Here is a 21,563-nt window from a genome sequence, read left to right as displayed (position 1 = left end):
TCCTATGTTTTCAATGCCTACTAACAGCCCGTTCCCCAACTTGGCAATTTAATTTCCACGTTACTCTACCTCATCATGTTCCTTGCTTCCAAACTCATCAAGCAATGTACGCACTTCACTTGTTGATTTGGCGTTCATTAAGCTGTTTCTGAGTTCACTTGCCCCTCGGAATCCACGGACATATATTTTGAAGAAGCGGGCGAGAGGGCTGAACGAACGTGGCTCCTGCGCTGAATAATGATCATGGAGATCTAGATGAAGCCGCAGCAGTTCAAGCAATTCCTCACTGCTGTGTTCCTTCGGCTCCTTCTCAAACGCAAATGGATTCTGGAAAATACCACGCCCAATCATAATGCCATCCACACCATATTGCTCAGCGAGCTTCAAGCCGGTCTGACGGTCCGGAATATCTCCGTTAATGGTCAGCAGTGTATCTGGTGCCACCTCATCACGAAGTTTCTTAATCTCCGGAATCAGTTCCCAGTGAGCGTCTACTTTACTCATTTCCTCTCTTGTCCGCAGATGAATGGACAAATTCACAATGTCTTGTTTCAAAATATGGGTCAACCAGTCGCGCCATTCATCTACGGCAGTGAAACCGAGCCTTGTTTTTACACTGACGGGCAGTCCCCCGGCTTTGGCGGCCTGAATGATATCCGCTGCGATTTCGGGACGGCAGATCAGGCCGCTTCCCTTCCCATTCTCCGCTACATTCGCTACAGGACAACCCATATTAATATCGATGCCTTTGAAGCCTTCTTTCGCCATACCGATGCTCATTTCACGGAAATATTCCGGCTTATCTCCCCAGATATGGGCCACCATGGGCTGTTCATCCTCTGTAAAAGTCAAACGCCCGCGTACACTTTTGTTCCCCTCCGGGTGACAATAACTCTCTGTATTCGCAAACTCCGTAAAAAACACATCCGGTCTGGCTGCTTCACTTACGACATGGCGAAACACAACATCCGTCACATCTTCCATCGGTGCCAGTATAAAAAAAGGTCGTGGCAAATCACGCCAAAAATTATTCGTCATATCAAAAACTCCTCTATAAATACCAGGACAAATCTTTGGTCCCAAAATGGTAAAGCTAACCTGTTCATGTCCTTGCTTCTTCTTCACATATAACACGTTTAAGCAACGTAGTTCAAACGGCAGTATATGTTAAGCATAGACATCTAAATGAGTATATCATACCCAAGAGAGGAGCAGACTCCCCAAAAGACTCGCAAAAAAAGGAAGAGCGCCGCCCCTCCTTGCCATCTTCTATAACGTACTGCGCCGCAGTTCATAGTAATACTGCACGGCATAACTTCCCCCAACTTACGCCGTTCCCATGCGAATGGCTTAAAAAAGAGAGCCGAGGAATAATATCCTTGACCCCTTTCGTCAATTTCTACACATGAATACCCAAAATTTTCAGCTGTTCATTGATTCTGGCTTCAAGTTCAGCGATTTCTTGTTTATCTTGCTCTAGTAGCTTATTTACTTTATCAAGGTCAATGACTTGCTCCTCTTCAAACGTATCCACGTAGCGAGGAATATTTAAGTTAAACTCATTTGCTTTGATTTCTTCAAGTGATGCCACATGAGCATATTTATCAACATCTACACGATTTCGGTACGTTTCTATAATCTTATTGATGTTTTTATCAGTAAGTTTGTTTTGATTTTTACCTTTTTCAAATTCATTGCTTGCATCGATAAACAAGATGTCTTTTGTTTTACGATTTTTCTTGAATACTAAGATCGTAGTTGGGATGGATACGCCATAAAACAAGTTAGCAGGTAATCCTATAACTGTATCAAGATAGTTTTTCTCAATGATCGTTTGGCGAATCGCACCTTCTGCTATACCACGGAACAAGACACCATGCTATTTTAGATTTATTAAATCTTTCCGCCTACTCCTTTAAACTTATCTACAAAGGCAGAGATTTTCTGAAAAACGCTCTGCTTTTTTGTTAAATACTGAGGATTAAGAGGACTCATTTTAGGAAGAATTTCATTAAGCTCCGTTCCATTTTCACTAGCATATTCTTTTTTCAATGAATTTAAAATATATCTTTTTGCGGCCTCTTCACTAAGGCTTTCAGTAGTAATCAATTCTTCTGCTTCACGTTTTTGCTCCTTTTGAGCAAATGAGAAGAAGGCATCAATAATACTTGCTTTATCTTGAATATTATCCAAGTCTGTTTGATTAATAAAATCGATGATCAAACTTTCTTTCGCACGGTTCCCTACACTCGAACGAATTAAACGACGTACCTCTTCAACCAACGATTCTTTATCTTTTATTTTTTTGTTATTTTCAAAAATAAGTTCAAGAATATAATCTAAATTGATCTCTTGTGATTTTAGAAGATCTACTTCAAAGACAACCTCATCCCAATCAATAGAGGAATTGTCTTTTTGTTTTCCGTTTTTCTCACGACGAAGCCAATCACGAATATCATTATAGGATGAACGATAATCTTGAATCGTTCTTTCTTCTGGTACATTAATTTCTTGCATGGCAGCTATATCTTCATCATTCATATAGTGAGTAGATTTAAAATTTTCCAAAGCCTCAGAGTCATTGAGATCTACTGTTTGTAAAGCTTTTAGACTTGAAAACTCATCATAATTCTGCAAAATATTTTCAACACGCAAATATTCACCAAAAAGCTTGGCAAACTCTTTTTTATCTTTTTCAGTAGAAATATCTTCAACATCAGGAAAACGTTCTTGCAGCTCTTTTACTACGTCTACATAACCACGCCGGGCTTCCCCCGTTGCGATATCAGTAAACCCTTCCATATACTCTTTGTAGCTTTTTTCCAGCACTACATTTTTAGTGTTTGTATCCCCGAAAAGAGTAATAGCATCTATAGTGGCTTGTTCTAAATCTCTAAACGTAATGATATTTCCAAAGGTTTTAGTTGCATCATAGATACGATTTGTTCTCGAAAAGGCTTGCATCAAACCATGATACCTGAGATTTTTATCAACAAATAAAGTATTTAATGTAGGAGCATCGAACCCGGTTAAAAACATGCCTACAACAATCAATAAATCGATCTCTTTGTCTTTTACTCGTTTAGCAAGGTCACGATAATAATTTTGGAATTCCTTACTTTCTACGCCATAATTGGTTTTAAACATGGCATTATAGTCTTTAATGGCTAAACTTAAAAACTCTTTTGCACTACTATCCATTGCTGAAGGTTCAAAAGTTTCATCAAGAATTTCACCTATAGCATTTTGCTCTTCATTAGCAGCAAAGGAGAAGATTGTCGCAATCTTAAGGGGTTTACTGCTTCCCTGTTGTAAGTTATTTAATGATTCATAGTAGAGTTTGGCTGCATCAACACTGCTCACAGCAAACATGGCATTAAATCCTTTTCCATTCGCATTTAAACGGTGGGTTTTTATTTTAAAATTATGAAGAATATATTGAGAAATTTCTTTAATCCGTTCAGGATGTAGTAATGCTTCTTTATTTTCTGCGGCCGATAGCTTTTTCTCGTCCTGTTCTTTTTCAATCGTTTTGAACTTGGGACGTACATCGTTATAATCTACTTTGAACTTTAAAACTTTTTCATCTCTAATGGCATCCGTAATTACATAAGAGTGTAACTCTCGACCAAAGACAGAAGCAGTCGTTTCAGAACCTAACGCATTCTCTGGGAAAATAGGCGTACCTGTAAATCCAAATTGATAGAACTTCTTAAACTTTTTATTGATATTTTTTTGAGCTTCACCAAATTGTGAACGGTGGGCTTCATCAAAAATAAATACCACTTGCTTATGATATATAGGTAACTCTGTTTCGCTTTTAATTAGGTTATTCAGTTTTTGAATCGTCGTCACAATAATTTTATTATCATCTTTTTCAATGTTACGTTTTAATCCTGCGGTACTTTCTGAACCATTAACACTATCAGGAGAAAAACGCTGATACTCTTTGATCGTCTGAAAATCCAGGTCTTTGCGATCTACAACAAAAAATACTTTATCTATAAAATCCAGTTCAGTAGCCAAACGAGCTGCTTTAAAACTTGTAAGCGTCTTCCCTGAACCCGTTGTATGCCAAATATATCCGCCACTTTCAGTGGTTCTCCAATTTTTGGATAAGTGTGAACTTTTAATTTTCCATAAAATTCTTTCTGTAGCCGCAATTTGATAAGGACGCATAATCAGTAGATTATCGCTCGCATCAAAAACGGAATATTTCAGTAGTATATTCAGTAAAGTATTTTTTTGAAAAAATGTAGCTGTGAAATCTTTTAAATCTTTAATCAGGGTATTATCTGATCTAGCCCAATTCATCGTAAAATCAAAACTGTTTTTATCACGTTTAGTCGTATTAGCAAAATAACGGCTATCTGTCCCATTAGAAACCACGAAAATCTGTAAATATTTAAACAGAGAGTTTTCTGAATTAAAACTCTCTTTACTATATCGATGAACCTGATTAAAGGCTTCACGTATGGCAATCCCACGTTTTTTAAGCTCTACTTGTACTAAAGGTAAGCCATTGACTAAAAGGGTAACATCATATCTGTTGGCTTGCGTTCCTTTTTGTTCAAATTGGGAAATGACTTGCACTTTATTATTGGCGATATTCTTTTTGTCCACTAGGTAGATGTTTTGAATATGCCCATCATCAAAGACAAAGTCATAAATGTAATTATTATGAATTTTACGTGTTTTATCAATATGGTTATCACTGGGTTTATCTAAAAACTGTTCACAAAATCTAAACCATTCAGCTTCTGAAAATTGTACATTATTAAGGTTTTGCAGTTGCACTCGGACATTAGCAAGCATTTTTTCATGAGTGGTTAAACTTGGTAGATGTTCATAACCTTGATTGTCCAAATCTTGAATCAGTTCTCGTTCCAAATCAGCTTCTGTCTGATAATCAGCTCCTTGCTGATCGATCTTCGTATATTTATCCAGAACGATGAAGTTGTTTGATTCTACAATGGGTTTGAAATCGCTCATTCATTTCCCCCCTTAATTAATTTTTTAAACCTATATATCTCTTTAATTTCACTAATAAGATGCCTTAAAACATTCTTGTCATCATTTGTTAGTTCAACGATTTCTTCACCTGAATGCTTCGAATGACTGGATAAGTTCAGAATCCTTTTTTCATATGCAGCATGACTTCCTTTAACAGGTAATAACAAATCTCCCCAATCAGAATAACCTAAAAAGGTGGACATTTTCTCTAAAATGTTTCGAAGAAAGTTAAAATGATATTTATATATTTGCTCAGATGCAATAGCTTTGTCGATTTCATTTATTAGAAAAAGATGATAAGAAAAAGGCGAATCATTAGGCTGAGATATGAGCTCATAAATGCCTTCTTCTTTCTTTTCTAACCTATGTTTTTTAAAGTGTTTATTATTGTTGTAGCCTGTTTCCCTGTTAGAATTGTTAAATTCATTACAGAGTACATTATAAAAAAGGGGATTATGTGTAGTTATAATAAATTTAAGGTTTGGTATATTGGATTTTATTAATTGTGCTAAATCTACTGCTAATTCAATCAAGTGATTATCATCTAATGAACTTACAGGATCATCTATAAATACATACTCTAACTGGTCAAACTGATTTGTTCCTCTATTACTTGGTTCAACTACGTTTAATACATCAATAACTTGTTCAAGCAGAGTATAAAAAACACACCATACAAAATTACTCTCTTCACCTTTTGAAATTTTAATGTTATTAGAACGTTCTTCATTACCACGTTCATATGAAAAAGTTATTTCTGTAAAAGCACCTATTGTTATATCTTTTCCATCTTTATCTTTAATACTATATTCTTCATTAAAACGCGGATTTAATTTTTTATCCGAATAATTTTGGAAATTTTTAATAATATTACCATCTTGTCCTTGCTCTTCAAATATCCATTTTGTAAAAGAATTCGGATAGATTTTCAGTTTTGGTTCAGTATCATTTTGTAGATCATTATCCCAATAAAATAAATCTTCCGTAAAAGCATTATAGTAAAGAAATTTAACCGCTTCTAATTCCTCAAATTCAGTATCCTCTTTTCCTTGCGGTGCAATTAACAATTTGAATTCTCGTGAGAGCCTTGTTTTACCTGTTCCGTTAAAAGCATAAATTAATTGAACGTTTTTTCCATTATCTTTTAACTGTTGTGCAATTTCATTTAAACTCTTTCCCATACTATGCTTCTACCTCCTCTTTTGGAAAGCTAAGAAGCATATTACGGTAATATTCGAATTGTTTTTGACGCAATTCTATTTCACGAGGTAAATCCTCAGTGATTGAAGATGTCAAGGCGTCGAATTTGTCTAAAATAGATACGATGCGTGCTTGTTCAGAAGTAGTGGGAATAGGTATTTTATAATTTGAAATCATCTGTAAATTTAAACCACCACGAGTTCCACTTCCTGAGGATATTTGACGTAAATTATCATATTGAGTTTTTAAATAATGAAAAATATAATCCGTATTAACTTTACTTTCATCAAACGTTAATGCAGCAAGAGATTGATTAGTTGTTAAATCAATTCTAATTCTTGCAACTTTTCCACGGGTCTTACCTTGTCCTGCCAATGCAATAACAATTGAGTTTTTGGGAACAAACTTAGCACTAGAATTTTCCAAACCTGATTTAGTAATATATTTCTCTGTAGCATATACAGTTTCTAAATTAACTTCTCCTGAGCTCATCCAAGGAATTGTACCATTCTCCCAATATTCTGTAACACCTGTTTTAGGTGTCCCACCTGAATAAATTTTTTCAGCAACTTCCCCCAAAGCCTTCCATTCAACTTCATCCTCGTCAAAACTCAGCAACTTATCACGGTAATAGGTATATTGCTTTTTACGAGCTGTAAGCTCTACTGTAAGCTCTACTGTAAGCTCTGCTGTAAGCTCTGTTAAGATATCCAAAATACGGACGATTTCTTCCTGTACTTTTAGAGGTGGGATGGGAATTTGGGCTTTACTTAGGCCGTTCGCATTAATCGCAGAAATTTTCCCTGAAGATATATATTTCTTAATTTGGTCATGAAAATGCTTGGTTCGCAAAAAGTATGAAACATACTTAGGATTCAAAGAACTTCTATATGCAAAACAAGCATCATGAATAACAACTCCTGTAGGACCAAGCCAAGCAGTACCTATCCCAATATCTTCAATTGTTTCCCCAGCAGCAACAATTATTACGTCACCATGTTCTGCAACTCGTAGCTTTGAGGCTAGATCATGACTCACGAATGATTTAGTTTTATCTGCCCAGATATTATAATGTGTATACATTTCTCCATAATGAATACATGGGAAACCTTCTGAGAGCATATCGGTTTTTACAAACCTTTTGCCACGTGTGAATTCGCCAATCTCCCCCAAAGTCTTCCACTCAACCTGAACCCCATCAAGCAATTCCTCTATAAAATTGGGCTTAATCATGATTCAATCCCCTCAACAACCTTATCTATTTCCGCACGAAGCTGATCGATCTTGGCTACCGTCATTTTTATTTCTGCATTCAGCTCATTTATATTAACAATTTCCCTTGTATCTTTTGCTTCCACATAGGAGCTTACAGACAGATTGTAATCATTTTGAACGATTGCATCATAATCAACAGATTTCGCAACATGCTCAACATCTTCTTTGCAATCAAACATGCTCATAATTTTCTCAATATGTTCATCTGTCAGTACATTATTATTGATTCCTTTTTTATAGAAATCCACACCGCTAGCATCTATAAATTGAGTTTTATTATCCGTTTTATGCTTGGAAAGAACCAAAATATTAACCGCAATTGAAGTCCCATAAAATAGGTTCGGCGCCAATGAAATAACCGTTTCAACAAAGTTGTTATCAATCAGATACTTTCTGATTTTCTGCTCTGCGCCACCACGGTAAAAAATGCCAGGGAAGCAAACAATCGCTGCACGTCCTTTACTTGACAAGTAACTAAGCGCATGAAGGACAAAGGCGAAATCGGCTTTGGATTTTGGGGCTAATACGCCCACAGGAGCAAATCGTTCATCATTAATAAGCGTTGGATCATCGCTACCGATCCAATTTACGGAGTAAGGAGGATTCGATACAATCGCATCAAAAGGCTTTTCGTCACCAAATTGAGGGTCTAAAAGCGTATTTCCCAATGCAATGTTGAACTTATCGTAATTGATGTTGTGTAAAAACATATTCATACGAGCAAGGTTATACGTCGTATGGTTGATCTCCTGTCCATAAAAACCATCTTCAATAACATGAGCGTCGAACTGTTTTTTGGCTTGTAAGAGCAAGGAACCTGAACCGGCAGCCGGGTCATAAATCTTATTAATAGTAGTTTGCTTGTGTATCGCTAATTGTGCAATAAGTTTAGATACAGGCTGCGGTGTGAAGAATTCTCCTCCGGATTTCCCTGCATTAGCAGCATAATTAGAGATTAAATACTCATAAGCATCACCAAAAAGGTCAATGTGGCTATCTTCAAAACTACCAAAATTAAGCCCTTCCACGCCTTTAATGACAGCAGCTAAACGACTGTTTTTGTCTTTTACCGTATTTCCTAATCTATTGCTTGTCGTATCGAAATCAGCAAATAACCCTTTAATATCCAGATCAGAAGGATAACCGTTTGCTGAACTTTCAATAGAAGAAAATATAGCAGCTAAATCTGTATTCAAACTTTCATTAACATTGGCGTTTTTTGCAATATTGGAGAACAATTGACTCGGATATATGAAATAACCTTTTGTTTTGATGGCATCTTCTTTGATCTCTTCAGTTATAATGCTATCGTCAAGTTCTGCATAATTGATGCTTTCGTCGCCGGCTTCAATATAGCTAGAAAAATTCTCACTAATAAAACGATAAAAAAGAGTTCCCAAAACATATTGCTTAAAATCCCATCCATCTACTGAGCCACGAACGTCATTGGCTATTTTCCAGATTTGAGATTGTAATCCTGCACGTTGTTGTTGTACTGCACTTGACATTTGTATACCTCCGATTTTTACAATAAGCATTCTCGAAACTCCAAAAGCCCGATTTTTCTCTGTTTTCCTGCTTTTCTAGACGCTTTTCTTAATATTTTCTTCTTGTACATCTATCATCTCTTAAGTTCCCTAATTAGAATAGAGAATTCCATTCGAATTTATTATACCAAATGAAACGAGATGTCTTCGGCCGTTCGATTGTGGGCTGCTAATGAGAGCCGTTGTGTACAGCTGCCATGGATCTGCGAAATGCTCCAAAAAACCTTGGACGCGGGATGCTACGTCCTACTTAAAACAAGGCAAAACGCTTAGTAATTCGAACCATTCCACAGCATTTTGGAGTACAACCTATTTCGCCGACGCGAGTATTCGTCATTGGATGACTAAATAAAGTTTTACAACCAAAGATGCATGCACGGCAATTTAAAACGAATAGCCCCTTATGCTTTAGCGAGTGGTTCATGACTTTACCTGAGTGCAAGGCATTTTAATGAAAAGCGTAAGTTAGAGCAAAACTGCCAACGCACGAGTTTAAGCGTAAAAGTCTTCAGTATTAAAGGCTAGCCGGTTGTACTTTCTTTTTTATTCAGCGAAGTGCAAAGCTCTTATAGAATTACCAGATATATGCGAATCCCTAATCTTGCTCATAAGTTCAATTTTTACTTATCAAAATACTAATCCAAGAAACAAGTAAGAATACAAAATCAGACGCGTCCCCAATCCGTCCCCAACTCAAACATTCACTTATTCCAAACCCCGCCATTCCAACAATGCCACACTCTCCACATGCACCGTATGCGGGAACATATCCACAGGCTGTACTTCCACTGTACTATACCCGCCATCCTCCAATATTCTTAAATCCCGTGCCAGTGTGCTTGGATTACAGGATACATACACCACGCGTTCTGGCTTCATCTCCAGAATGGTATCGAGCAGGCGTGGATCGCAGCCCTTACGGGGCGGATCGACGACGATAACGTCGGCGGTGATGCCTTGCTCTTTCCACGCAGGAATGACGTCTTCGGACGCGCCTACCTCAAATTTCACATTACGCATTTCGTTCAATAGCGCATTACTTCGTGCATCGTCGATGGCTTCTTTGACGATCTCCACCCCATACACCTGGTCTGCATGCTGAGCGAGGAACAAGGAGATCGTGCCGATGCCGCAATACGCATCAATTACCGTTTCTTTGCCCGTGAGCCCGGCATATTCGACGGTTTTGCTATACAGCACTTCTGTTTGTACGGGATTCACCTGATAAAAGGATCGCGCGGAAATCGCAAACTGTACGTTTCCAATGTAGTCGTAGATCACGTCACGACCCCACAGTACACGAGTCTCGTCGCCAAAAATAACGTTCGTTCGCTTCGTATTCACGTTCTGGCATATGCTTGCCACGTGTGGGATATGCTCACGGATACTGCCGATCCACGCATCTGCATGCGGAATATCTCGCCCATTCGTCACGAGCACCAGCATCATTTCACCCGTGCGAAAAGCAGTCTTTACAACGACATGGCGCAGCAGCCCACGTCCGGTTTCTTCATTATATGCACTGATGCCCAGCATTCGGCCAATCTCTTTCACACGTGCGACAACTTCGTCATTACGCTCGTCCTGAATGAGACAGGTGTTCATATCCACAATTCGATGGCTACCGCGTGCGTAGAAGCCGCCGACAAGCCCGCCTTCAGTGACACCAATCGGCACCTGGGCTTTGTTGCGGTATCGCCAAGGCTCACTCATACCGAGTGTAGGATGCACGACTACGCCATGTACACGCGACATGCTGTCGGCATTTCCATCCGCATTCATGGCCGAATCAGAAGTCGTGACTGTATCGGCCTCACCATCTGTATCCGCAGAAGCAGCCAAAACCTGTGCAGTATGCTCACTGGGCTCTGTAGCCACACTCAGCTTCCCGATACGCTCCAGCACGTCCACGACATGCTGGCGTTTCCAGCTAAGCTGCGCTTCGTAGCTCATATGCTGGATCTGGCAGCCACCGCATTGATCGTAGATGGCGCACGGAGCTGCAATTCGGTCAGGGCTAGCCTGCGCGATATCCAGCAGCTTGGCATACCCATACTGCTTTTTCGTTTTCAGCACCTTTACCCGTACCTTTTCCCCCGGTAACGCACCTGGAACGAACAGCGTAAAACCCTCTACACGTCCTACGCCTTCGCCATCGTGGTTCATGCCGATGATGTCTATCACGGCCTCATCATTCTTTTGCACAGGCAGATCGGTACGCTCTGCACTGGATCGGTTACGATTGGAAGCTTCCTGACTTCGTCCACCGTTGGAAGAACGACGAATATTTCGTCCATTTTCCCTTTTCTTCTGAGCCACTTCATTCATATTTCCATTTTTATGTTTGATTTCGGCTTGAAGCAGCCCATTTCCAGCTCTAACTCGAGACTGTTCCGGTTCTCTCTCTCTTGTCGCCTTCATAGTCTTTTTGTGCTGATTTCCTTGAACAGGAGTTGCTGTCGCTGCATTCCGGCGGCTTTTTCCACGTCCGCTACGGTTATTCATCATGATTGTCACTTCTTTCTGATCTTCTTTTTATGCGGTATTTTCCTTCGGACGTCTAATTAGAATGGTCATCTAAACATACAAACATCAACTCGAAAATGCCGTTACTCCCTACGGAGAACGGCAAGAACCAATATGTTCACAAAAACAACTACCTACTCTTCATTCCATATACTATATTGCGTTGCCGCCCGGAAGCAGAAGTATTTCCTCATCATTCCTCACCGGAAAACATTCAAATGATGAGGTAAATTCCGGAAAGTCGCTGGCAAGGTACCGCCCAGTTCGCCATCCAGATTAAGCTGGACGTAGCCGGGTGAGGTCACTTCCATGTAATCTGTTTTAAAATAAACAATCTTCTTATCCTGCAAATGCTCACCACGCAGCGCAAGTGTTACCAACCGGATCATTTCCGCCAGATTGCATTTCCGCACAGCGATGACATCGAGGAGCCCATCATCTATTGTCGCCCCGGGAGCAAGCTTTTCAAACCCGCCCACCGAATTCGTATTCGCAATCAGGAAGAGCATAAACTCGTCGTGAATCACTTCCTGACCCGATGCCTTGATGATCAGCTCCTGTGGAGCAAGGCTGACCATCTTCTCCATACCTTTAAAATAGTACGCCAACTGGCCAATCATCGTTTTTAGCTTGCTCGGAACTTCATACGTAAGCTCGGTTAAAGTTCCCCCGCCTGCAATGTTGATAAAGTAGCGGTCGTTCGCTTTTCCGATATCCAGTGGCTTCGGATTTTGACGAATAACTAGGTCGCAATAATCCTCCCAGTGCTTGGGGATGCCTAGTGCCCTGGCGAAATCATTCGTCGTCCCCAAAGGAAACACACCCAGGGGCGGGCGGTTTTCTCTTTCAGCCATCCCGTTAATGACCTCATACAATGTACCGTCGCCACCCGCGGCGATAATCATGTCATACCCACGCTCAATGGCCTCTATTGCGGCACGCGTTGCGTCCCCTTCACCCGTAGTTGCATGGCAAGAGGCTTCAATACCACCTTCATCCAGGCGCTGCAAAACATCCGCAAGACGACGCTTCATTTCCTCACGCCCAGAGGTCGGATTATAGATTAATCTAGCTCTTTTCATTCCGTTACGCCACCCGTATATTTAATGATATTTATATTCACATAGCAGTTCATCACATTCAGTCTGTACAAAATATCATCATACTGGAAAAAGACCTCTTTTACAATAAAAGAAGCCAGACTTTGCCCAAATAAGGAAATTTAAGGCTAAGATGACGCTATAGCCGAACTAGACTACCTATGACTTGACCTTGCTTGCTTCTGCACACTTTGCAATAATTCACGAACTTGTCTATCCATCCAGCTTGTGAGCAAAGGATGCGGCAATAAAGGATCTCCTGAATAACGGTATTCGAGCCCCTGCAAGCGTTTAGGAATTATGTGGCTTGTAAAATATCCAGAACTCAAAAATAGCGGTGCCACAATAACATCATGACCCCGCTCCTGATTCCAATACGCTGCCTTGTCGTACACACTCTCGGGATTTAGCAAAGCGTGGTCCGTGATGATACCGCTCACGCTTTGCACCGTACGGGCCAACGAAGAAATCCCCTGCTCCCAGCGCTGAAAAAAGCCGTTGTGCACACTGCCGTGACCTACGAGTAAAATAACCTCTCTCGCAGGGTCGGCCGATAGCGGGCGAACCTTGTCCCACACCATGCGGGCAACATCTTCTCCGTCATCCAGCGGGCTGCCAAAATGCACTCGCGCCTTCATTCGAAACGGCTTCAAATCTGTTTCTTTGTCCGGCGCATCTTTGACACCCAGTGCATAGCTAATCTCATCTACATGCGTACTGCCTGATGACACAAACAAAGGTATAACCAATATATCTGTTACACCCAAGGCTTCCAGACGGTCAATACCATTTTGAATCAATCTTTCTTTAACCGTTTCCAAAAATGAAACCTCTACTGGTATTTCTTCCGGCAAATGAAGCTTTGCAACTGCCTGATCCACCTGTTCCACCCAATATGGCTCCCTAGAGCCGTGGCTGATTACCAGTATCCCAGGGCTCCGCATTAGCGTCCCAGACGTTCCAGAGTCATTTTATACCCATCATTACCATAGTTCAGACAACGTTTAACACGTGAAATGGTGGCTGTACTGGCCCCTGTCTCTGCTTCAATCTGATTATATGTGCTGCCTTTGCCTAGCATACGGGCAACCTCTAGACGTTGGGAGAGGGATTGAATTTCATTAATCGTGCACAGATCATCAAAAAATACATAGCACTCTTCCAAATTTTTAAGAGTTAAAATAGCTTCGAACAATTGATCAATACTTTTATCATTAAGCTTCTTAAGCTGCATGGATTATCATCTCCCAAGGTTACGATCTCTCCTCATTGTACCCGAGGAATAGTCGCTTTTTCAAGCATTAACGGTTTCACGCATTACAGAACAACATTATGACCATAGAAACGTACCGTACGAATGCCCAAATCCGCTTTTATACCTGATTTCGGGACACGCGCCTAAACCCACTGTGCGTTTGTAACATACAGTAGAGTATCAACCTGCAAAGGAATGTGATCTCATGCCTGGACACTACTATCATCGGAGGCCGCTACAGCGCTCCCTTTCCGATCCGTATAGTTCATCTCCTTATCCCGGACTCGATCCATACAACGAGGTTCCGCAAGCCGGTTCTTCCGGGCTGGTTCCTTACGAGGCGCCAGCGAGTATTACGGATTCTGCCGTGGTCACACCAGACCCGGTTCCAGCCAAAGGAGGACTGCTTGGAGGTCTTGGCAACCTCAGTAATCTCAACGAAATCAAAGGCTTCATTGACCGTATGGGTGGTATTGATGGAATTGTTGCTACGGTCGGCAAGGTGCAAAAGGTCATGTCCAGTGTGCAGCAATTTGCTCCAATGGCGAAGCTGATTATGGGCTCTCTCCCAGCATTCGGCAAATCCGCGAGCAAAAACTCTGCAACAGATATCGCCGAGGAATTGGATGAATACACACCACCACGCCCACGTCGGAAAAAGACACAGCGCAAAAGCACCACTACCCCGCGCAGACGTCCGCGCAAGCGCAAAAGAAAGTAGACTATACTATTTGAACCAGCCTCGGCGCATAAACCAGACCACCATTGCAACACTCAACAAAAACATGAAGAACAGTACGCCAAAATATCCATATTTCCAGCCCAACTCGGGCATATTCGAAAAATTCATACCATAGATTCCTGCAATCAGCGTCAAGGGCATAAAAACGGTCGTAATTACGGTCAGCGTCTTCATAATTGAATTCATGCGATTGGAATTGAGCGATATATAACTGTCCCTCAGGTCGGCTGTCATCTCGCGGTCGGCCTCCAGCATGTCTGTCAGCTTCAATAAATGATCATATATATCGGTAAAATAAGCCATATGATCTCCTTGGCCCTGCACATGCTGCGAATTCAAAACTCGGTACATCAGATCACGCATGGGTACGATGGTACGGCGCAGCTTGAGCAGCCTGCCACGCAGGTCAAATACCTGCTTCATTAATTCCTCTACGGATTCGCGACCGCCCAAGCCCTCCAGCTCGGCCAATTCATCCTCAATCATAAAAAGGCTCGGAAAATAGTTATCTACCAACTTGTCCATCACCGTGTAGGCTGCAGCCAGCGGTCCTCGCGACCATATTTTGCGTTCATTCGCATGCTGGACAATCCGCTCCCAGGCTTGATCCAGCTCCTCTAACTCATGATGGTGATATGTAACCAAAAAACGACTGCTAATAAACATATCCACTTCTTCCGCAGCTAACGTATCTACATCAAGCGCATGCACAACCAGAAACTGCACATCCTCGTAATAATCCAATTTGGGACGTTGCAGAACATGCATACAATCCTCCACAGCCAATGGGTGAAAATGAAAATAACTCGTCAGCAGCTCCGTCTCGCGATCTGTAGGCTCGCTAAAATCTACCCACATCCATATATAATCCTCCATGACGATCTGATCCAATGGTTTTCCCACTGTTACCTGATGATCATGACCTATAGCCAATGTACGTATCACCGTACGTCCCCCTCGCTTACACTTCCGTCTGATATGTTATTTATATTTTATATAAGCCAATTAACATTATACAAATCTCAAGTTCTAAATTCCTTTTAATAAAGAAAAGGATATCTCCGGGCCAACATGCCTCCCAAGATATCCTTATAAAATAATCAATTCATTATAAATCAAATCTTTTTCACAAACCCCGTGCTTGTCGCTTCATATCCAAACCGTTCCTTTAGCCCAAGCTTCCGCTTCCTGATTTAACGCCTTTCCGATGCCTTTATTACGATGTTTTGAATCCATCACAAAAACGACGATACGCGCGTAATCTTCATCTCGCTCTCTTCCCCTATACCCACTCATTCAAGAGTGAGGCAGGCTCTTTGCACGAAAAGGAGCAATCAGCGAGTCGTAGCGCAGTGGTCCATTTGAATTTGTAGAAGCAACAGCGATCGAAAGATCAAATGGACTGCGGAGCGATCGCACACTACGTCCTTACCTGCACTCACGGCAAACCTTGCCCACTTACAATACCTTCTCCAAGAAACTAATGGTCCGCTCATTTTTCGGATTACCAAATACCTCTTGTGGCGTTCCTTCTTCTACGATGTAACCACCGTCCATAAACACGACACGGTCGCTTACTTCGCGTGCAAAACCCATCTCATGCGTTACGATCATCATCGTCATGCCTTCACGCGCCAGATCTTTCATTACGCCGAGCACTTCGCCCACCATTTCAGGATCGAGCGCCGAGGTAGGCTCGTCGAACAGCATAATGTCTGGATTCATTGCTAGCGCACGTGCAATCGCCACACGCTGCTTCTGACCGCCGGAAAGCTGTCCTGGCAATGCATCTGCCTTATCGACCAAACCTACACGATCCAGCAGCTTCATAGCCGTTTCCCGGGCCTCTGCCTTGGACTGTTTGCCCAGTTCAGTCGGCGCGAACATAATGTTCTTGAGCACGGTCATATGCGGAAACAGATTGAAATGTTGAAATACCATACCTATATTTTCACGGACTTTGTTAATGTCCACGTTTTTGTCACTCAAGTTGTAGTCATCGACAATGACCTCACCTGCGGTAATTTCTTCAAGCATGTTCATACAACGCAAAAACGTACTTTTCCCCGAACCAGACGGGCCAATGACACACACAACTTCGCCTTCACGTACTTGCATGTCGATGCCCTTTAGCACTTGATTACTACCATAGCTTTTTTTCAGGTTTTTAACGATAATTTTACCCACGGCGAACTCTCCCTTCAAGACGGTTGGAAATTTTGGTCAGGACTGTAATGACGATAAGATACATCACCGCTACTACCAGCCAAATATCAAAGGATTGGAATGTCCGCGCAATAATGATCTTACCCGATTGGGTCAATTCGACCAAACCGATAACAGACAAAATGGACGTATCCTTCAACGTAATAACCAACTGATTGATAAACGACGGGATCATGATTTTCACAGCTTGTGGCAAAATGATTTTAAGCATAGCCGTCCGATAGGGTAGACCAAGCGAACGAGCTGCTTCCATTTGTCCCGGATCAATGGATTGAATACCACCACGGATGATCTCAGTTACATACGCACCCGCATTCAGGGATAACGTCAATACAGCCGCAACAAAAAGCGGCATTTTGAAATCCAGTGCCTGTGGAATACCAAAGTAAATAAAGAAAGCAAGCACGATCAGCGGAATACCGCGGAATATATCGACGAATACAGTTGCAATACCACGGAACACCTTGTTATGGCTTACCTTCATAAAGCCAAACACCAATCCTAGGATAAAGGCTACGAGTAAAGATACAAGTGTGTACAGCAACGTATTTCCCATGCCCTTAATCAGTGAAGGCAGCGAAGCGGAAATCAGTCCCCAGCGGCTGGTCTCTACAGGCGCCACACCTTTGCCCGATTCGCCAAGGTATTTAGCCAAAATTTTATCGTATTCCCCGCTATTGCGCAGATTAACAAGCCCTGCATTAAATTTCTCCAGCAACTCTTGGTTCTTGCCTTGGTTAACAGCAAACCCGTAAGAAGCACCTTTTTCCTTATCTGTTACCAGCTTAAGGCCGTTATTCTGGTTTACACCGTATGCCAGTACCGGATAGTCATCAAAGCAGGCAACCGAATTACCTGTTTTAACTTCATCATACATTTGAGAAGAATCGTCGAACGGTACTGTAGTAAAGCCGTATTTGGCCTTAATGGATTCTGCGAATGTGTAACCTTCCGTTCCTGTTTTGACAGCGACACGCTGTCCTTTCAAGTCCTCATAGCGTTTAACCGTATCATTATCCTTGCGGACCGCCATGACGACGCCTGAATCAAAATAAGGCTCGGAAAAATCAAATTTCCGCTTGCGTTCATCGGTAATACTCATCCCGGCAATGACACCATCCACTTGATTCGTTTCAAGGGCCTGCACTGCCGCGTTAAAGCCAAGGGGCTTAATGGTATATTCAAAATTCTGATCCTTGGCAATAGCTGCCAGCAAATCCATGTCGATACCGACAAATTTACCATCTACATCTTCAAACTCAAAAGGCGCGAACGTTGTATCCGTGCCGATATCATACTTTGTTTTATTTTCTGCATGTGCCACTACACCGAAATTACCGGCCAGGGCAACCACAAAAAACAAACAAATCATGAGCGCTATTAGTTTTCTAGATTTTTGCATAATTTCCTCCAGTCAGTTGAACGGTTCAAAGTTTTCTGTTTATTCTACAGGAGTTATTAAAAATTGACTACTTTGATGTCAGGTATTTTTTGAAAAACGTTTCATGGAACTATCTGGATGTGTGAACTTTGAAGAAGCAGTTTTATCCTAGAATGCCAATAAGCCCCTGCCGCAAAAAGCGGACGGAAGCTTATTGTGTATTCTATAGTGTGTACCTTTTTTTCAAGAAATAATAATGAACTAAAAAAGAATTTTGAAAATCAATCCAGATAACAGTGCAGCAATCGGTATGGTTATCACCCAAGTAATAATAATTCGACCGGCCAGCGACCAACGCACAGCGGAAAAGCGCTTCGCAGAACCCACACCCAAAATAGCCGAAGTAATGGCATGAGTAGTACTTACGGGCAAATGAAGCAATGTAGCTGTGAAAATAACAGAGGCTCCCGAAATGTCAGCTGCGAATCCGTTAATTGGCTCGATTTTAAAAATCTTGGTTCCCATCGTCTTGATGATTTTCCAGCCCCCGATAGACGTACCCAGCGCCATGGCTGTTGCGGCTGAAATTTTTACCCACATGGGTACTTCCAAATGGTCCTGATACCCCGCCGAAACGAGTGCGAATGTAATAATCCCCATCGCCTTTTGAGCATCATTCGTACCATGCGTGAACGACTGAAGCGCTGCTGTAATGACCTGCATTGTACGAAACCCTTTGTTCACCGTATGCGGACTACGATGAGCGAAGATATATTTTAAAATCATCATCACGATGTAACCGACAACAAAAGCAATCAACGGGGAGAAAATAAGTCCTTCGACAATCCCGATGAAGCCGCTCCAGTTTAATTTATCCGATCCCGCACCTACATACACCGCTCCAGCCAATGCACCAATCAATGCATGAGAAGAGGATGAAGGAATACCGAACCACCAGGTTAAGAGGTTCCAGATAATCGCAGCGATCAGCGTCGCAATGACGATATCAATTCCATTCGTAAGCTTGGTTGGATCAGCGACACTTCCACCAATGGTCTTCGCAACCCCTGTAAACAATATTGCCCCGAGAAAGTTCATGACCGCAGCCATAATAATCGCACGTCGCGGGGTCAATGCACGGGTCGATACCGAAGTTGCAATCGCGTTCGCCGTATCATGAAAACCATTAATAAAATCAAATGCCAGAGCAAGAAAAATAACAATACCCAATACCAATAAACTTGTATCCATGTAAAAGGACTCCCTTACGAGTTACGCATAATGATGGATTCCAGCATATTTGCAACATCCTCGCATGAATCCGTTGTCGTTTCAAGGCGTTCGTACAATTCTTTGCGTTTAATCAGTTCAATAGGGTCAGTTACAGTTGCAAACAGGTTTTTAATGCAAATACGCAACAATTCATCCCCCTGATTTTCCAAATCATTCAGGCGAATAGTGTATTCACGAATGGCCAGCAATTTTTTCTGTGAAAGCAAATGCACAGCTTTCTGAATTTCGTAAGCTGATTGACGCAAAATATCAGCGAACTGCACAATATACTCGTCCGGCTCCGTAATATTGTACATATAAAAACGAGAAGCCGTCGCTTCAAGACCGTCCAACACATCATCCATGGTTGTTGTCAGTTCCATGATGTCGTCGCGTTCCAACGGCGTAATGAAGGTCTTGTTCAGCTCAGTAATAATCGTGTGTGTGTAATCATCACACTTATTTTCATACTTCTTCATTTCATTTGTAAACAAAGTTACATCCTGAAGATTTGAAGTATGTTGGGCAAAATAATCGGCTGCTTGCACGATCGTATCTGCCATATTTTCCAACGTCTCGAAGAATATATCCTTTTTCTTCAATCTCATAACGATTACCCCTTTACGAAAATATCCGCAACCTGTTTCGACTGCAATAGACAACCTTTGCTATCTTATCACACTCATCAATGTTTTTGTAATGTTTGTAAAAGCAAATTTCATGATATACGTATACATTGCCCGACATGGAAGGTCATTATCCGACATTTTTTCCCTAAAAAGGTGTATTTCGTTTTCTAATTTGCTTCTATGGTTACATGTTCCTTTAGTGAAGTATCTGCAGGTACCACATGTATATAGGATGTACCTGGTGTTAACGGGATTTCAACCCCATTTTTCATAAAACGAATCGCATCGCCTGGTGTATGTTGCCACTCAGCCTGTATTAACCGTCCTTGTTGAAACACCATGGCCTCTCCGCTACCGTCCAACTCAACACTTAATCTGCCTACATCATCCAACGTTCGATGTCTAGCGCTCATCACAATGACATTGGCTGCTGAGAGCTGTTGGTTATTATTTTGATCCACATGTGACTTTTCGTTCACAAAACGCTTATATTGTTGATCCGCTGGATCATAGGTATAAGATACCCGATAGCTTTTAAGCAAAAATCGGATTTGTAAAGATGATGCAGTCTCGTCCACCATAACTGGGGTTTCACCGGATTTGAGGTAAGAATATACTGGAACGTCCGTCTGCTTGGCATACCCTTTACTATCGCTTCCTTTGCGCAGTCTGTTCACGTCTGTGTATAAATTATGTGGAGGACGACGATCTTTGCTTCGCCAGAAGTAAGCCCCTCCATTTGAAATCTCATCCAGATGTTCCTTCCGCTGCTGCTGTAAAATCGCATAGGCATCTGTGCTTCCCCCTGCGTGTATCGGCAACGCACCATAGGTTTCGCCCAGCTCAATCAAATACGGTCGAATGCTACGGACCGGTCCGATCTTTACATCTCCGCCATGACTTTGGAAAAAAGCGACCAGACGGGTAATCCCACCTTCTGCAAGAACTTCATATACCATGTCTGCCTGGCTAAGTCCTGCCTGTGGACGTGCAGCCGGAGCATTGTTGATCATGACAGCGAGCGGTCGCTCCAAAACTGGCTGCTCCACCGGAAGACCGGTGAGCGGAGCTGTAAATGCCGGAATAGACTGCTCCTTCGGCGGTTCAAGTGCCTCCTTCTCTGTTTCTTGCTTGGTCAGTTGGGGAACGGATTCAGATTCACCCGTATTGGACATAGCAGAACAAGACATCAGCGTCATGCATAACAGAGCTGAGGCCATCACACGCAACCAATGATTTCGTTGGGAAATGGGCCCGGACAAGTTCATCCCTCCACTTAGTTATTTTTCTCATTATAAGCTTTATTTCCTGTTTTTGTCTTGATTGAAGCATGACCAATCTATAGAATACTTATCTGAAGACATTAAAATTTAAAAAATATTTAGACTTTGTGATTT

17 protein-coding genes and 1 pseudogene are annotated in these 21,563 nt (G+C 41.8%); 1 reads left to right on the top strand and 17 read right to left on the bottom strand.

Features of this window, described 5'->3' with window-relative positions; genetic code table 11:
- Positions 1–60: 60 nt before the first annotated feature.
- The 10 genes and pseudogenes from BM358_RS22700 to BM358_RS22655 form a co-directional block, all read right to left on the bottom strand.
- Positions 61–1,038 carry a tRNA dihydrouridine synthase gene (locus BM358_RS22700; protein ID WP_028542008.1) on the bottom strand — a complete coding sequence of 326 codons (978 nt, stop codon included), beginning with the start codon at positions 1,036–1,038 and terminating at the stop codon, positions 61–63.
- Between the two features lie 361 nt (positions 1,039–1,399).
- Positions 1,400–1,879, bottom strand: a pseudogene (locus BM358_RS22695) (N-6 DNA methylase); the annotation flags it as partial.
- A gap of 14 nt (positions 1,880–1,893) precedes the next feature.
- Positions 1,894–4,992: a type I restriction endonuclease subunit R gene (locus tag BM358_RS22690; RefSeq protein ID WP_028542006.1), complete on the bottom strand. Its 3,099-nt coding sequence runs from the start codon at positions 4,990–4,992 to the stop codon at positions 1,894–1,896.
- The gene (locus BM358_RS22685; RefSeq protein WP_028542005.1) at positions 4,989–6,194 is read right to left on the bottom strand and encodes an AAA family ATPase; all 1,206 of its coding nucleotides are present in this window, start codon (positions 6,192–6,194) and stop codon (positions 4,989–4,991) included. The genes BM358_RS22690 and BM358_RS22685 overlap by 4 nt, the downstream gene beginning before the upstream one ends.
- 1 nt (position 6,195) lies before the next feature.
- A complete protein-coding gene (locus BM358_RS22680) occupies positions 6,196–7,446 on the bottom strand; it encodes a restriction endonuclease subunit S (protein ID WP_028542004.1) in 1,251 nt (416 codons plus the stop codon).
- Entirely contained in the window at positions 7,443–8,996 is a 1,554-nt protein-coding gene (locus tag BM358_RS22675; protein ID WP_028542003.1) for a type I restriction-modification system subunit M, read from the bottom strand. Before BM358_RS22675 ends, BM358_RS22680 begins: the two co-directional genes overlap by 4 nt.
- Positions 8,997–9,740: 744 nt before the next feature.
- Entirely contained in the window at positions 9,741–11,543 is a 1,803-nt protein-coding gene (gene rlmD / locus BM358_RS22670) for a 23S rRNA (uracil(1939)-C(5))-methyltransferase RlmD (protein WP_028542002.1), read from the bottom strand.
- A gap of 218 nt (positions 11,544–11,761) precedes the next feature.
- Positions 11,762–12,643 (bottom strand): diacylglycerol kinase, encoded by an 882-nt coding sequence (locus tag BM358_RS22665; protein WP_013308843.1) that lies wholly within the window; start codon positions 12,641–12,643, stop codon positions 11,762–11,764.
- A gap of 173 nt (positions 12,644–12,816) precedes the next feature.
- Entirely contained in the window at positions 12,817–13,605 is a 789-nt protein-coding gene (locus tag BM358_RS22660) for a sirohydrochlorin chelatase (protein ID WP_028542001.1), read from the bottom strand.
- Positions 13,605–13,895 carry a YerC/YecD family TrpR-related protein gene (locus tag BM358_RS22655; protein WP_007428885.1) on the bottom strand — a complete coding sequence of 97 codons (291 nt, stop codon included), beginning with the start codon at positions 13,893–13,895 and terminating at the stop codon, positions 13,605–13,607. Before BM358_RS22655 ends, BM358_RS22660 begins: the two co-directional genes overlap by 1 nt.
- Before the next feature lie 226 nt (positions 13,896–14,121).
- Between BM358_RS22655 and BM358_RS22650 the strand changes: the two genes are divergently transcribed.
- Positions 14,122–14,637, top strand: coding sequence for a hypothetical protein (locus tag BM358_RS22650; RefSeq protein WP_025721205.1), 516 nt, complete (start codon positions 14,122–14,124; stop codon positions 14,635–14,637).
- 6 nt (positions 14,638–14,643) lie between these two features.
- Here the strand turns inward: BM358_RS22650 and corA are convergent, their stop codons facing one another.
- The 7 genes from corA to BM358_RS22615 all read right to left on the bottom strand — a co-directional run bounded on the left by corA (position 14,644) and on the right by BM358_RS22615 (position 21,428).
- Positions 14,644–15,603 (bottom strand): magnesium/cobalt transporter CorA, encoded by a 960-nt coding sequence (gene corA, locus BM358_RS22645; protein WP_025721203.1) that lies wholly within the window; start codon positions 15,601–15,603, stop codon positions 14,644–14,646.
- A gap of 204 nt (positions 15,604–15,807) precedes the next feature.
- Entirely contained in the window at positions 15,808–15,954 is a 147-nt protein-coding gene (locus tag BM358_RS27215; RefSeq protein WP_081047445.1) for a GNAT family N-acetyltransferase, read from the bottom strand.
- Between the two features lie 162 nt (positions 15,955–16,116).
- Positions 16,117–16,845: an amino acid ABC transporter ATP-binding protein gene (locus BM358_RS22635; protein WP_023987087.1), complete on the bottom strand. Its 729-nt coding sequence runs from the start codon at positions 16,843–16,845 to the stop codon at positions 16,117–16,119.
- Positions 16,838–18,286, bottom strand: a complete 1,449-nt coding sequence (locus tag BM358_RS22630; RefSeq protein WP_023987086.1) for an amino acid ABC transporter substrate-binding protein/permease — start codon at positions 18,284–18,286, stop codon at positions 16,838–16,840. The genes BM358_RS22635 and BM358_RS22630 overlap by 8 nt, the downstream gene beginning before the upstream one ends.
- A 240-nt stretch (positions 18,287–18,526) precedes the next feature.
- Positions 18,527–19,516 carry an inorganic phosphate transporter gene (locus tag BM358_RS22625; RefSeq protein WP_023987085.1) on the bottom strand — a complete coding sequence of 330 codons (990 nt, stop codon included), beginning with the start codon at positions 19,514–19,516 and terminating at the stop codon, positions 18,527–18,529.
- Positions 19,517–19,530: 14 nt separating this feature from the next.
- Positions 19,531–20,145 carry a DUF47 domain-containing protein gene (locus BM358_RS22620; protein WP_007428879.1) on the bottom strand — a complete coding sequence of 205 codons (615 nt, stop codon included), beginning with the start codon at positions 20,143–20,145 and terminating at the stop codon, positions 19,531–19,533.
- A gap of 188 nt (positions 20,146–20,333) precedes the next feature.
- Positions 20,334–21,428, bottom strand: coding sequence for a DUF3048 domain-containing protein (locus BM358_RS22615; RefSeq protein ID WP_023987084.1), 1,095 nt, complete (start codon positions 21,426–21,428; stop codon positions 20,334–20,336).
- Positions 21,429–21,563: the final 135 nt, after the last annotated feature.

This window comes from Paenibacillus sp. cl130 (assembly GCF_900116035.1).
GTDB classification, from domain to species: Bacteria; Bacillota; Bacilli; order Paenibacillales; family Paenibacillaceae; genus Paenibacillus; species Paenibacillus polymyxa_B.
Note: the sequence above shows the minus strand (reverse complement) of the source record. Positions and strands in the feature narration are given on the sequence as shown.

Bases quoted from the DNA above. Each gene is read 5' to 3' on its own strand.
- BM358_RS22700 (WP_028542008.1), bottom strand. From the start codon at position 1,038: ATGACGAATAATTTTTGGCGTGATTTGCCACGACCTTTTTTTATACTG.
- BM358_RS22690 (WP_028542006.1), bottom strand. From the start codon at position 4,992: ATGAGCGATTTCAAACCCATTGTAGAATCAAACAACTTCATCGTTCTG.
- BM358_RS22685 (WP_028542005.1), bottom strand. From the start codon at position 6,194: ATGGGAAAGAGTTTAAATGAAATTGCACAACAGTTAAAAGATAATGGA.
- BM358_RS22680 (WP_028542004.1), bottom strand. From the start codon at position 7,446: ATGATTAAGCCCAATTTTATAGAGGAATTGCTTGATGGGGTTCAGGTT.
- BM358_RS22675 (WP_028542003.1), bottom strand. From the start codon at position 8,996: ATGTCAAGTGCAGTACAACAACAACGTGCAGGATTACAATCTCAAATC.
- rlmD (WP_028542002.1), bottom strand. From the start codon at position 11,543: ATGATGAATAACCGTAGCGGACGTGGAAAAAGCCGCCGGAATGCAGCG.
- BM358_RS22665 (WP_013308843.1), bottom strand. From the start codon at position 12,643: ATGAAAAGAGCTAGATTAATCTATAATCCGACCTCTGGGCGTGAGGAA.
- BM358_RS22660 (WP_028542001.1), bottom strand. From the start codon at position 13,605: ATGCGGAGCCCTGGGATACTGGTAATCAGCCACGGCTCTAGGGAGCCA.
- BM358_RS22655 (WP_007428885.1), bottom strand. From the start codon at position 13,895: ATGCAGCTTAAGAAGCTTAATGATAAAAGTATTGATCAATTGTTCGAA.
- BM358_RS22650 (WP_025721205.1), top strand. From the start codon at position 14,122: ATGCCTGGACACTACTATCATCGGAGGCCGCTACAGCGCTCCCTTTCC.
- BM358_RS27215 (WP_081047445.1), bottom strand. From the start codon at position 15,954: ATGAGTGGGTATAGGGGAAGAGAGCGAGATGAAGATTACGCGCGTATC.
- BM358_RS22630 (WP_023987086.1), bottom strand. From the start codon at position 18,286: ATGCAAAAATCTAGAAAACTAATAGCGCTCATGATTTGTTTGTTTTTT.
- BM358_RS22625 (WP_023987085.1), bottom strand. From the start codon at position 19,516: ATGGATACAAGTTTATTGGTATTGGGTATTGTTATTTTTCTTGCTCTG.
- BM358_RS22620 (WP_007428879.1), bottom strand. From the start codon at position 20,145: ATGAGATTGAAGAAAAAGGATATATTCTTCGAGACGTTGGAAAATATG.